Genomic DNA, 12,756 nt, shown 5'->3' with positions numbered 1-12,756 from the left:
CTTAAAAAAGGCCACCGCGCTCTTGATGGCCGAGGAGCACGAGCGTTCGCGTTAATTGATCAACTTCGTTCTGAAGAGCCTGTTGATCTGTTGTGCTCGGTATTTGAAGTCACCCGGTCTTGCTATTACGCGCACTGCCGCAAGCGCCGATCTCCGGATGTTGAGCGATTGGTTTTACGCAGCCGAGTGAACGAGCTGTTCACTCAAAGCCGCAGCGCGGCGGGCAGCCGAAGCATCATGCTCATGATGCGCGCGGACGGCATAGAGATTGGGCGATTCAAGGTGCGCAAGCTGATGAGCGAAATGAAATTGATCAGCAAGCAACCTGGCTCACATGCCTATAAAAAGGCGACGGTGGAGCGGCCGGATATCCCGAACGTGTTGGATCGAGAGTTCACCGTGTCGGCGCCGAATGAGGTCTGGTGCGGTGACATCACGTATGTCTGGGCTCAAGGTCGCTGGCACTATTTGGCGGCTGTGATCGATCTCTTCGCCCGTCGCGTGGTGGGCTGGGCGTTTTCATCGAAGCCTGACGCTGACCTGGTTATCAAGGCTTTGGATATGGCCTATGAGCAGCGTGGTCGGCCTCAAAACGTTCTGTTTCACAGCGACCAAGGAAGCCAGTACGGCAGCCGAGGCTTCCGTCAGCGACTGTGGCGCTATCGCTTCAACCAGAGCATGAGTCGACGTGGAAACTGCCACGACAATGCACCGATGGAACGGTTGTTTCGCAGCCTGAAAACGGAATGGATACCGACCGTGGGCTACATGAGCGCTTCGTTAGCACAGCAGGATATCGGCCGGTTTTTGATGCAGCGCTACAACTGGCAACGGCCACATCAATTTAACAGCGGGCTGGCGCCTGCTGTGGCCGAGGAAAAACTTAACGCAGTGTCCGGGATTAGTTGACCACTACATCCCGATGGAGATGCGCCCTAGCACTGGGGGCGTCAGGGCTAAGCCTTTCAGCATGGTGGTTCTCCTGGAAATAAAAAAAGGCCAGCCACGCAGCGCGAACTGCATGGACTGGCCAAGGGGGGGATGGAGTGAGGAAAGTGAAAATCAGCCGACCAGGAAGCGCCGAGCACCAGCTTTCAGTAGTGGGTACTTGGCCTGCAAGTAAGGCTTGTCCTGGAGCAGTTGAGCGACATTGAGGCCGACGCTGTCCTTGGCTTTTCGCCAGCTGACATAACCGCCGGTGAACTCCGCCCGGCTGGCATCGCCCATGGCCTGCTGTAGCATCTGCTTGAGCTCTGCCTCGCGCTTTTCCTTGCCGGCAATCGACTGGCGGACGGCCTTGAGCTCGATGAAGGCAGCGCTCAGTCCGGCATGGCCACTGAAGTCGACGACTTGGCCGTTGTCCTCCGGATAAAGGCAGCGCAATGCGGATTCAGCAGAGGCGGTGCCATCGGCTGGCGGTGGCGTATCGGTCTCCACGTACTGCCAGAACTTGCGCTCCAGTTCGATCAGGCGCGCGATAAGTTGTTCGTCCCTCTCAATTCGATGGACCTCCAATGTCTGACCGCCGAGCAGCACCGCCACATCTGCAGCCTGCTTGCCAGTGACGGCGAGTTGGTGCATCACTTGAAGCTGAACATACTCGGGGACGTTCTCTTTCCAGAGGCGTGCCCCGTTTATGCCGGCGGTCTTGCATTCGAGGATCTGTACATCGTCGGCACCGATCACCTCGCGGTCGATGTTGGCGAGCATCCAAGGCAACTCCGGATCCGAATGCTGCAGCACGGCGTTGATGCGACGAACTTTATGCCTGGTGCGTTTGCTGTAGTGCCAGGCCACGATGGGCTCTAGGATATTGCCCCAGTACATCGGGCTTTCCTCATCGTGGGGATCGGCCTTGGGCATGCCGGCATCGCGACCGGTTTTCTCCAGCCACAGCTCCAGCTGGGACTTGTAGGGATTCAGGCCTACGGCAGCGGCTGCATCCGAACTGCCGATGCCTTGCTTGCGTATCTGCAGCCAGTCCTCGCGAGGCAGCTCCTTGGTGCTGACCAGGCGCAGGGCTGGGCGTTTCTTGCAGGTGCTGCCGTTCAATGACCTTGCTTTCATGGTATTCACCTGTAGATATAAGAACGCCCGATCAGCACAAGGCTGACTGGGCGCGAGGATTGATGTGAGTGAGGGTTAAGCGGCGAGCTGCAGCGCAGCATCCAGGGCGCGTTGCTTGATCTGCGCGCCCTGGCCGAACCAGGCCGAGTCCATACGGTACTCGTTGCTGCGCGCACGGCGCTCGTGGTCGACGTACTCGGTCACGGCGTTGAGCAGGCCCCAGGCGGTACCGCGCGCCGAGTCCAGCTCGCTACCGCGTCCACGACCTTCGTACAGCTCCTGAACCTTGCGCAGGGCGCGCTCGTTGGGTAGTTGCTCCGGCAATACTCCGGCCGGACTGGTCTCGCACATCACGGTCATGAAGAAGCCCAATGCCTCATGCCACTGCACCTTGCGCTCAGCTAGGGCACGCATGCGGTACATGAAATCGTCCCATTGCGATACGGCGATACCGAGTTGCTTCTTCACCGCCTTCGGATCGAAACGGGTGTTGTGCGGCACCTTGATCGCCCGGCAGGTGCCATCCAGGGCGATGGTCAGGGTGTTGTTGCACACGACGCGTACCGTGGTTGGTGTGGCTGTGGTGGCCAGTGTGCCGTCGCAGGAGGTCGCCAGCAGCAAATAGCCATTCACCTGGTCGTCGCCCTTGAGCGTCGCGCCTTGCCCAGTACGCGCCAGCGCCCAGAACTTGCGCCCACCCTTGAGCACGCCGGCCGTTTCCAATTCGTAGCCGGAAACTTCGGTGAGGTCACGATAAAATTCGAGTACCTCTCGGGGCTGCACCTTGTGGTAGCGCTGAGAGACCACCGACAGCGGCGCCTTGCTGTCGGATCGATAGAGCACCTTTTGCTCGGGGAAGGAGTGGATCGCGCCCAGGTGGCCGATGGCATCCGATTTGAAATGCACGGGGCTTTCCAGAATCTGCCAGTCCATTCCAGCTTCGCGTTGCCAGACTTCGATAGGTTGATTCTGACTGAGCTGATTACCCAGGCCATGCCACGGGGTAGCGCCAGCGTAGGCCATGGTTTCGATGAGATGTGCCATCTGAGTGATTCCTTTTAGTACAGGCAGGCATAAAACGCTGCGCGAGGCGCAGCACCGGACGGATAAATGAAGAGAGGGCCAATCAGGTCGGCAGGTTGAAGCGATGACCGCATTGCAGGCAGAGGTTGTGGGCCAAGATGTGGCGGTCGAGTGATTCACCGAGCTGAGCGCCGAGCACGCAGCCACCGACACCGCTGGCCAGGCCGCCGAATATGGCACCTGATAGGGAGCCGAGGGTGATACCGACTGGTCCGGCGATAGCGCCGATGGCTGCGCCAGTCTGACCGCCAGATAGGGCCGCGCTGACACCACGCGCAACACCGCCCACGGTGCCGATGGTCGCACCGACCTTCATGGCGTGATGGAAGGAGGCGATTCTAGGGGAGTGGCAGAGAGGGCATTGCAACGACATGGGGGTGAACCTCAATGGTGATGATGTCGTTGGGGTTATGTGTGATTCAAATTTTTTTGAGTAGATTTTTTGCTGAACATCTTTCTCGCGTCTGTCCGATCGGTGTCCTCAATGTTGATTTCTATAGCAATTCATCAGCATTTAAAGGGCCAGTTAGCCACTTTTGCTGAAAGAGCAACCGTGCCAAAGAGAAGAGCGTCCGAGGATAAATACAGACTAGAGTCGATGGCAGGCTAATGGCCATCATTGCGTCGGTTAGATAATCAAGAAATCCCTTCACAAGCCGATGACCTCACTAACATTGCGCGTGTTTCAACAGGAGTAGTTGATGAAAGCCCCCCTGATCAAAGACATGGAAACCACTGTAGCCGGTGTGCTCAAGATCTCGGCCGAGCTGAAGACTCGTAGCAACCCCCGCCCAGCCTTGGTCTCGATCCTCCGCAAGCTGCGCATCGCCCGCGAGCTGTCCTCGGTCTACTACATCTGCGTAGCCGGCAGCCAAAGCGCCGGCAAAACCCGCCTGGTTCGCGAACTCTATGACCTGGGCGATAGCTGGCTGGCAGACAACCAGGGCCGTGGCGAGCGCATCCCGGTGTTCATCCTCGAAAAGGACTGCGACGCCCCTTACGCTGTAGTCGTAAAGTACGACGCCCAAGGCAACGAGCAAGAAGAAGAGATCTCCCAGAGCGTCTTCCGAGCGCTGATCAGCGGCTACGACAATTCCGGCGACCTCGACTGCCTGTTCCCAAAGCTCTACGTCCCACGCCGCTACTTCGACGGCCAGCGCTGCGGCTTCGTGCTGCTCCCAGGCTACGAAATGCTGAACCCGGACAACGTCGAGTGGCAGGGCCTCATGCGCCACACCCTGGTGCACTCCCTGGGCAGCATTCTGGTTACCGACCGCACCCGCGTCGCCGACAACAGCCAAAAGCAGATTCTCAACGATCTGGTCGCCCGCTACTTCCCCGATCGCAAACCCGCCATCGCCGTCACCAAGACCGAAACGCTCACCCCAGGGCAGATGGATGAACTGGCAGGCACTGTGGCCGAAGTCTTCCAGATCCGCTCTGACGAGCTAGACCGTGTGATCTTCACCGGCGTCGGCAACGAAGCCTACCGCTCCGCCTGGACCAGCCACCTCATCCAGGTCATCAACAAGTACGCACTGTCTGCAGGTGGCTCGGATGCAGGCCGTCTGCGTGAATTGGAGAAGCTGCTGGACACTGAACTGGCGACGGTCAAGGCGGCGCTGGAAAGCGAGCTGGACGCGCAAAGCATCAGTGAACACTTGACCGAGCGTCAGGCGGAGCGGATGCGAGAGGTGTTCACCAAAGCCTCGGAGCGCTACCGGAACCGTTATGCCAAAAGGCTCCGCGAGCACACCAACAACTACCTTGGCCAGGTTAGGGACATCGCGGAGGAGAAGTACAACAAGGAAGAAGAGGGCTTTACCAACAAGCTCAGGCACGCGGCCAACTTCCTCACACTGCAGTCCGGTGAAAACGAGACCCGCTTCAGGTCGCGCATTATCGACTGCTGGTGCAATGGCACCGACATTCTGCGATCCCCGCTGGAATCCGATTACCTGGCCATCTCGGACATGTCCGCGAAAGAGCTCGGCATCCAGGAAATCAAATCCACGGAGCTCGCCGCGATCAAGCACGAGGGCCTGAACAAACTGTTGGGTTACGAAGGAGCCTCTCTGGAAGTTCCTTCGGCGGGTACCCAGGAGCTGCAGCATGATTTGCGTCTGCTGCTTTCCAAGACCACCAATGAGGTCTCGCGATTCAAAGCGGAGCATGTCGAAGAGGTGCTCAAGGCGCTGCCCGCGATGACCATGGAGTACTTCCGTCTCAACCAGGCAGTTGCCATCCGCACCCCTGAGTTGGCCCGCACTGAACTGGAAGCTTTCGACTTCGGCAAGCTTGCTTCGTCCATTCAGCAAGACCTCCCCAAGGTCACTGCCTCGGCCAAGCCGCTGCTCAATACCCTGGCGGCAATTCTCGCAGTGGACGTGGTCATAGACGGCTCCATCGACACCATCCCGGCCATCGCGGGCACGCTGACGGGCGGTCAGACCGCTGCTGCTTCGCTGGGTGCTTCTTTGTCCATGGCCGCTGCCGGCGCGATCACCCTGGGCTTCATCGCCTACCGTGGTGCCACCGAAATCCAACGCTACGACGCTGCGCGCAGAGGCTTCATCGCCGAAAGCCTCAACCAGTTCGCCGAGGCCCATATCAAGAAGGGTCTGGAGCTCTACGACGACCTGATGGAAACCCTCGAAGAGCGCTTGGTGCGCAACCTGCGCGTGGCCTATGGCTTGGGCGCTGACCTCACGGTAAAAGACGCACTGGCGCGTGGGTTGACGCGCCTGGAGCACGCTCGGGTGAACCTGGTCAAAGCCATCGACGATGCGCAAAGCCGCCATGTGGCTTGAGAAGTACAGCAACCGTTATCGCTGGGCCTATAACGCGTATCAGCGCTTTATCGACGAGGTGGACCCAAGCCTGGCTGGAGACTTTAACCGCTCCAGCCATGTGACGGTCGCCGTCTATGGCGCCACCCAGGTAGGCAAGACTACGCTGATTCTGGACTTGCTGGGCGTGACCGGTGAGGCACTGGAGCGCGCTTCCAGCGTACTGCGGGGCGATCAACGCATGGGCAAGTCTTCGACGGCCTGTGCGATTCGTTATGGCCGCTCGAAGGATGATTACTGGTATATCGGCGACGACAGAAGTGCGCTGGATGATGAAGCCGCAAGGGTACGGTTTTCCGCGATACGCACTGAAATGGAGGAGGGCCGGGCACAGTCCGTTGATGTGTTGTCCGTGCGGCTGCCATCGAAGTTCTTCGAGCACTGGGGAGGGGATGCGCTGAGCCTGGACCTGCGCATTCTTGATATCCCGGGTATCAATGCGGTCAACGAGGCTGAGCAGGCCCAGGTCGCGCGGGTGGCGGAGAAGTATGTGGCCACGGCCGATCTGATCTTGCTGGTCGGGCGTGCGGATGATCTGGGCTTCCTTCATCCCAACAAGCTCAAGCTGGAGGCGTTGGGTGACTGGATGCTGCAACCCAACCGCTATCGTGTGGTGCTCTCTTATACGTTCTCGCCTGCCAGTTTCAAGACCTGGTTCGGGCAGGACGAGCGCACGCTGGCTCAGGTCAGGTCCAAGCTCTACCAGGAGCTGGGTACCCATGACTACAAACCGCCGAAGTCCGTCGAGGCGATGCTGTATCCACTGGAGTTCGGCGACTCGCTGCAAAGCCTGGGTGCGACGCCGGAGTATCACCAAGCTGCCGTCAAATTGATCCAGCAGCTACGACGCGAGCTATTGGCAAGCATCACCGAATCGGCCAGCCCCTATGGCCGACTCGCTTCCGCCTTCAAGATGAAGACCTTGATCGACGCCAGGCTTGAGCGAGAGCAGGCTCATTACGAAAAGCACAGGAAGGACCTGGAAGTCGACCTTCAGCTAGCACTGGATGAACTGGAGCAGGCGGAAGGCTTGTTGAGTAACTGCCAGAAAGAAAGCGGGGCGCTCGATCATCACAGGCGTCGCCTGCACCGCTACCTGAAGGTGTACCAGGGCAGCGATGTTCGCCGCTTCTTCACCCAGCCTTTGCCGAGCACTACCGAGTCAGTCAGTGCCCTGAAGTTGGTTGCCATGCAGTTCGAGAACGGTATCCAAGCCAAATGGAAGGCAATGTGTGAACGCCACGCCCATCGTCAGTCCAATTTCCGGCTGGCCGAGCTTTCGCCTCCTACGACCAGCGCGCTGAACAGCTTCTATCAGAAGATGAACGGCTACCTTACCGACGGCTACTGGTGGTCCAGCGAGAACTTCCGTACCGATCGCAGCATGCTGCTGGGGGCGGCCGAGAAGGTCGTGGACGCCTACACCGAAGCCGCCACCCAGGAAATCCGCAAGTACATGGAGCATCAGGCGAATGGCCTGAAGCGAAAATACTCGGATTACCAGCGGCGGCTGGCCGTGATGAAAACAGCCGTAGCAGAGCGCCAGCAGGCGGTGGAGGGCATACAAGGCAAGCGCCACCATCTTGAACAGGCCCACGCGCAATTCAAAGCGCGCATGCAGTTCAGCATGGAACACTCGCACAAGTTTGAACAATACATCCTCGAAGCTTTCAAGGCCGAGCTCGATCGTGTCAGGGAAGCCATCCGCCGTCCGCTCAATGCGATAGAACAGCTCTACGACATGTTCTACCTCCATGTACTGCTGGGCGAACTCGACAAAATGTTGGAAGGGAAAAAGTTCTGATGGAACGATCCGATTTGGATGCCGAAATCGCAGCCGCTGATCAAGAGCTGTCAGCGCTGTTGGAAAAGCACATCAATGTGCCGGTGAAACGAAACATCGAGGAAGTGAGCGGGGGGCTGTCGCTCACGCTCAAGGGTGACTTCGAGTCCAGCGTGCTCAGCCTGCGGTCGGAGCTGAAAAAGCTGCACAGCGCGTTCGAGGACTTGGGCGACGACCTTGGCATCGTCCGCCAGGTGTCCAAGCGCATCGAGACAATGGTTCAGCAGGCTGAGTCTGCGCAGGATGGCCGGTTCGAGAAGGCTGGCGCGCAGGTTGTCGAAAGCGCTCGCCTGGTTACCGAAGGGATTGCCGGTGTCGAGGAGCGCCTGAGCAAACTTGGCGCCGCCCAGCTGCATCACCTGAACGCCGCGTTGAAAGCGCTGGCTGCAGACATTCAAACCCAGCGTGCTGAACGCCGTGATGACCAGCAACAGTCGTTGGCCAAGCTTGATGAAATCGCGTCTGCGGTTGCAGCGCAGCAGGCTCAGTCGCAGACGATGCAACAGTTGTCCAAGCGGCGCTTTATCTGGGTCTGTGTGGCGCTTGGCTTGAATCTTGGTGTTCTCGTAGCCGTGCTGGTCAAAGCATTCCTGTAGGGGCTTGCCAGGGTGCCCGGCATTATCGCGGCGCCCGAATGTTGCAGTCGGATCGTCACCTTCCTCGTTATTGAACCGGTCAAGGACAGCCCCTCGTGAGTTCCTCAAACGTACTTTCTTCCCCTGATACCCCTGTACAAAAGCTCCTCGAAGAACACGAGCAGGAGCGGCAAGCCGATCTGCTCGGCCACGTTGCTTTCGCTGATGCAGCCAGCGCACCGAAGGTGGTTGCGGTCATCTGGAGCTTCATTCGCTCTTATGACCAGCACCGCAACGAGATGCCGCTGGAACAGTGGCTCACCCAGGAACTCAACAAGTACCCGCAACTTTGGCAGGGCAATGCTGAGGTCGAGGCTATTGCACGTACGTTGATCAATTCGATTTCGCGAACCAATCAGCACAAAGCGTCGTTGCAACAACATCTCGACAAGGGAAAGAGCCCGGTCAATTGGCTGGCCAGAGAGCTGGAACAGGATGCGCAGAACAACCCCGAGTTGAATCCAAGTGAATACGCGTGCCAGGTGCAGAGCATGTTGGCGTCAGCCAATGTGTCGCTGGCGCAAACACTTGATCCGGGTGTGCGCCATTCCACTGTCCCTGGCGATGTCATCCATAGTCCTTCGTCGATTCTTGCTGAAACCCAGGCGACCATTTGGGACGAAACCTCACGCTTGGAAATTTCCAGGGAGATCAACAAGCAAGCGCTGCTGAATGCCGCCCTGAACGCTTCGTACCACGGTGCCCGTATCCTCGGACAGCGCACCTGGAACTGGCTGCGAGGTGAGGAAAACGCACCGGCGAGCGTGGCAATGCAGGCGTTTTTCGACAGCTCGCTGAAGTCGGCCGACCATGTCGGTGCGCAGGTCGCTGTGTCGGGCGGCGTCATGGTTGCGGCAAAAAGTGGCTGGTTGAGCTTTTTCAGCAACGCGTCAGCCGAGGAAGTTGCGACCACTACTTACGTTGGCCTGGAGCGTGCCAAAGCCCTGTACAAGCTTGGGCAAGGCGACATCCTTGCGGATACCGCGATCAACGCTATCGAACAGACCACCATGGTGGCTGCTCGCTCATTGGCCCAGGCCGCTGAACAAAAAGGCGCGGCGCTCGGCGCCGAGTGGGGTGCTGCTTTGGGCGCTGTGTTTGGTCCAGGAGGTACGGCCATCGGTGGAATTGTCGGTGGAGTCGTTGGCCGCGCGGCTGGGAAGGCCGTCGGCACCCTGATCGAGAAGGGCGGCAAAAAGGTTGTCGAGGTTGCCAGCAAGGTAGTTCGCAAGGTGGTCGGCACACTCAAGGATGTAGCGACGAAGGCCGTCGAACGCGTGTCAGATTTCTTTTCGTCGTTGTTTAGTTGAGGTCGAGAGATGACTGATAAAAAGAGTTTTGACGCCCAACTGGAAGAGCACTTTCTGGCTGGCGCTCCCGCCATCTACATTCAGTCGGCCGAAGAAGCGCGTGTCGATCAGTTGCTGAACGGACTCAAGGACAAGGCCAAGCTCAAACGCATCCACGAGTGGAACCTTGGCTATGGCTGGGTGGATGTCGAGAACAAGCGCCCCTTGAGTAACCTCGATTCCAGTAAAACAGAGCTGGAACACGCGCTGCTGGCGTTGCTGGATGCAGACCTGGAAGAATCGCTGATCGTCATCAAGGGGGCTCGGCTCGCGCTGGAGAACAACACGCTCGCGGTCGCCCGACTCAAACAGCTGTTGAACTCGATCGAACGCAACTATGCAGGCGAATGCTCGGTCATTCTGGTCTCGGAAGCCCTGTGCATTCCCGCGCCGATCGAGGCCCAGGTCACGCTCCTGCCTTTGCCGCTGCCGAGCCGTGCTGAAATCAAGACGTTGCTGGCCGAGGTCGAGTCTCGCGGGGAACTGACCGTTCCGGATCACCTCAGTGACCTGGCCGTCTCTGGGCTGAGTGGGCTGACCTCCAGCGAGATGGCTCAGCTACTGAGGATGGTTGGGCGCCAGACCCAAACCCTCGATGAAAAGTCGTTGAACACGATCCTCCACGAGAAAGAGCAGGTCATCGTCAAGAGCGGTGTGCTGGAGATGGTCCGCGTCGATGTGAGCGTTAGCGATATCGGCGGCCTGGAAAATCTGAAGCAGTGGCTTGAGCAACGCTCGACCATCATCCGCCGCCTGGACGAGGCGACAAGCCAGGGGGTAAAGACGCCCAAAGGCGTGCTCATCGCCGGCATGCCTGGCTGCGGTAAATCGCTGACGGCCAAGGTGGCTGCCGGTTTGTTCCAGCTGCCGCTGTTGCGTCTGGATATCGGTTCGCTGCTGGGCAAGTACGTGGGGGAGAGCGAGCACAACATGCGGCGCGCGCTCAGCATGGCCGAGACCGTCAGCCCCTGCATCCTGTGGGTCGATGAACTGGAGAAAGCGTTTGTAGGCATGGGTGGCGGGAACGCTTCGGAGGTGACTGCACGGCTGCTGGGCTACTTCCTCACCTGGATGCAGGAAAAGACCGGCGCCGTATTTGTCATCGCCACGGCCAACGACATCACCGCATTGCCACCGGAGTTGCTGCGCAAGGGGCGCTTCGACGAGATCTTCTATGTCGGCTTCCCCAACCCTGTGGAGCGCGAAAAGATCCTGGGCATCCATCTGGGCAAATCGGGCCAGCGGGTCGCGGATTTGAGGATGGATGAGCTGGTGAACCTCTGTCGGGATTACTGCGGTGCCGATATCGAGAACTCGATCAACGAGGCCGTTGCCAACGCCTTCATCAGCGGAGGTGCGCTGACGCAGCAGCACTTGGAGGACGCTATTCAGTCCACCATCCCTCTGCGTGAAACCTTGCGTGACCAGGTCGGCAAGTACGAGGAGCTGTTCGAGAAACTGAAGCTGCGCCCGGCATCCGAGCATCAGGGGCTGAGCGTGGCGCAGATGATCAAGATGGCTGCTGACCCTAACCATGTGAAGCGGGAGGAGGTAGCCCGTAATCCTGATTGCCCTGGTGATCAGTTGGAGAAACTCTCCATGGATGCCCAGCGCAGTGTGGCGGAGGCGGTCTATGCAAATCCGCGGTGTCCTGAGCACGTGCTGTCGATTCGGCTCAACCTCGTCAAGGGTCAACCGCAGTATGACCATGGGATGTTCAAGCTGGCTTGCTTGAATGGCAATGCGCCGCAAGATCTGCTGATACGCATGATCGATGAGGATGTACTCGACGATGATTTACGTGCGTCGTTGGCGGCCTGTGCCAAAGGCGAAGCCCTCCAGTTCAAGTTGGCTCGCGACCGACTTGCTTCGGTTGTGGCTGGCCTGATCTTGAATCCCTCACTACTGGCCAGTGTGAAGTCCAAGTTGCTTGAGGAAGGCAAAAGCAGTGTGAGGCAAGCGTTCGCCAAGCATCCCGGTTTGACTGAGGATGAACAGCGTTCGTTGCTCAGCAATGCGAGCCCTGCACTCAGAGGGACCCTCAGCAAAAATCCCAAGCTGTCTGCCGCCTTGCAACTGAACCTTGCCAACGATCCTGATCCGGATGTAAGAGAGAAGCTGGCCAGCAATCCTTCGCTGATCAAAGAGGCTCAGCAAATCTTGGCCGAGGACGGCAGTTATCAGGTCAAGCGAGCCCTGTCAGACAATCCAGCCCTCTGCCTTGATCACGAGCAAAAAATGAAGTTCAAGAAGTACATCATGGAGAACAGGCACCTGGGTGGGAGTGGGGGTGGTTTTTTCTCCAGCATTCATCGCAGTTTCTAGCAGTACCCACCCGTGAGCCAGGCTTGCGCTGGCTCACGTTCACATCCGGGGGACTTCAGCTCTCGGGCGCCACTCCCAGCAGCATCTGAACCTGACGCCGCAGCTGCCCCACCAGCTCACGTTCAGCGCGCAACTCGGAGCGCAGTTCATTGTTCTCGTGCTCGTGAATCCGAGCGATGCGCTGCACATCCCGATCGTTTCTGACCACTTCCCAGACCTCTCCCATCCGCGAGTGCACCAGCACGAGAACGAGCAGAGTGATGCCGCTTAGGCTCAGCAATGCGAGCTGCAGGGTTTCCATTTATCGCTTCCTTGAGTAGTGGCTGTTTGCCGGTAAGCGAAACGATATGTCTAGTAAGACTACATGTCTATATTGGCTACTTGTACAGGTAAAGGATTGGTGCAGATGCCGCCTGGGCTCGGCTGGAGCGAGGACTGATGGATGAAGGCAATGTGCTATCGTGCAGGCCACGAATGGCGTGGCCTTAAGAGGGAAGCGCTCTCGAAATGGAGGTGTACGACCATCCGCTGGATATGTACAAATTCTTTACATATCCAGCGCGTGTTGATCGTAATTGAGCAGACACGTAGGATTTCACGACACG

The 12,756-nt window shown here is 58.4% G+C and carries 10 protein-coding genes; 6 read left to right on the top strand and 4 right to left on the bottom strand.

Annotation, left to right across the window (positions count from 1 at the left end):
* On the top strand, positions 1-909 hold a 909-nt coding region (locus tag DN387_RS15730), incomplete at its 5' end, for an IS3 family transposase (protein WP_254506113.1).
* Between the two features lie 153 nt (positions 910-1,062).
* On the opposite strand, the gene DN387_RS15725 is transcribed toward DN387_RS15730, so the two are convergent.
* The 3 genes from DN387_RS15725 to DN387_RS15715 all read right to left on the bottom strand — a co-directional run bounded on the left by DN387_RS15725 (position 1,063) and on the right by DN387_RS15715 (position 3,523).
* On the bottom strand, positions 1,063-2,067 hold the full coding sequence (locus tag DN387_RS15725) for a YqaJ viral recombinase family protein (RefSeq protein ID WP_236171704.1): 1,005 nt from the start codon (positions 2,065-2,067) through the stop codon (positions 1,063-1,065).
* Between the two features lie 75 nt (positions 2,068-2,142).
* Positions 2,143-3,111, bottom strand: coding sequence for a DUF932 domain-containing protein (locus tag DN387_RS15720; protein WP_236165760.1), 969 nt, complete (start codon positions 3,109-3,111; stop codon positions 2,143-2,145).
* A gap of 82 nt (positions 3,112-3,193) precedes the next feature.
* Positions 3,194-3,523: a DUF3482 domain-containing protein gene (locus tag DN387_RS15715; RefSeq protein WP_236165759.1), complete on the bottom strand. Its 330-nt coding sequence runs from the start codon at positions 3,521-3,523 to the stop codon at positions 3,194-3,196.
* Between the two features lie 328 nt (positions 3,524-3,851).
* Between DN387_RS15715 and DN387_RS15710 the strand changes: the two genes are divergently transcribed.
* From DN387_RS15710 to DN387_RS15690, 5 genes are all read left to right on the top strand, one after another.
* On the top strand, positions 3,852-5,960 hold the full coding sequence (locus DN387_RS15710; RefSeq protein WP_236171703.1) for a hypothetical protein: 2,109 nt from the start codon (positions 3,852-3,854) through the stop codon (positions 5,958-5,960).
* Complete coding sequence (locus DN387_RS15705) at positions 5,935-7,803, top strand: dynamin family protein (protein WP_236171702.1); 1,869 nt, start codon at positions 5,935-5,937, stop codon at positions 7,801-7,803. Before DN387_RS15710 ends, DN387_RS15705 begins: the two co-directional genes overlap by 26 nt.
* Entirely contained in the window at positions 7,803-8,438 is a 636-nt protein-coding gene (locus tag DN387_RS15700) for a hypothetical protein (protein ID WP_236165756.1), read from the top strand. Before DN387_RS15705 ends, DN387_RS15700 begins: the two co-directional genes overlap by 1 nt.
* A gap of 95 nt (positions 8,439-8,533) precedes the next feature.
* Entirely contained in the window at positions 8,534-9,787 is a 1,254-nt protein-coding gene (locus DN387_RS15695; protein ID WP_236171701.1) for a DUF1269 domain-containing protein, read from the top strand.
* Between the two features lie 9 nt (positions 9,788-9,796).
* Positions 9,797-12,151 (top strand): AAA family ATPase, encoded by a 2,355-nt coding sequence (locus tag DN387_RS15690; RefSeq protein WP_236165754.1) that lies wholly within the window; start codon positions 9,797-9,799, stop codon positions 12,149-12,151.
* A 55-nt stretch (positions 12,152-12,206) separates the two neighbouring features.
* Here DN387_RS15690 and DN387_RS15685 read toward each other — a convergent pair whose 3' ends face one another.
* Positions 12,207-12,452 carry a hypothetical protein gene (locus DN387_RS15685; RefSeq protein WP_003258085.1) on the bottom strand — a complete coding sequence of 82 codons (246 nt, stop codon included), beginning with the start codon at positions 12,450-12,452 and terminating at the stop codon, positions 12,207-12,209.
* Positions 12,453-12,756: the final 304 nt, after the last annotated feature.

Origin of the sequence: Pseudomonas sp. FBF18 (genome assembly GCF_024261405.1) — a bacterium.
Lineage (GTDB): Bacteria > Pseudomonadota > Gammaproteobacteria > Pseudomonadales > Pseudomonadaceae > Aquipseudomonas > Aquipseudomonas palmensis.
This window is presented reverse-complemented; position numbering and strand designations above follow the sequence as displayed.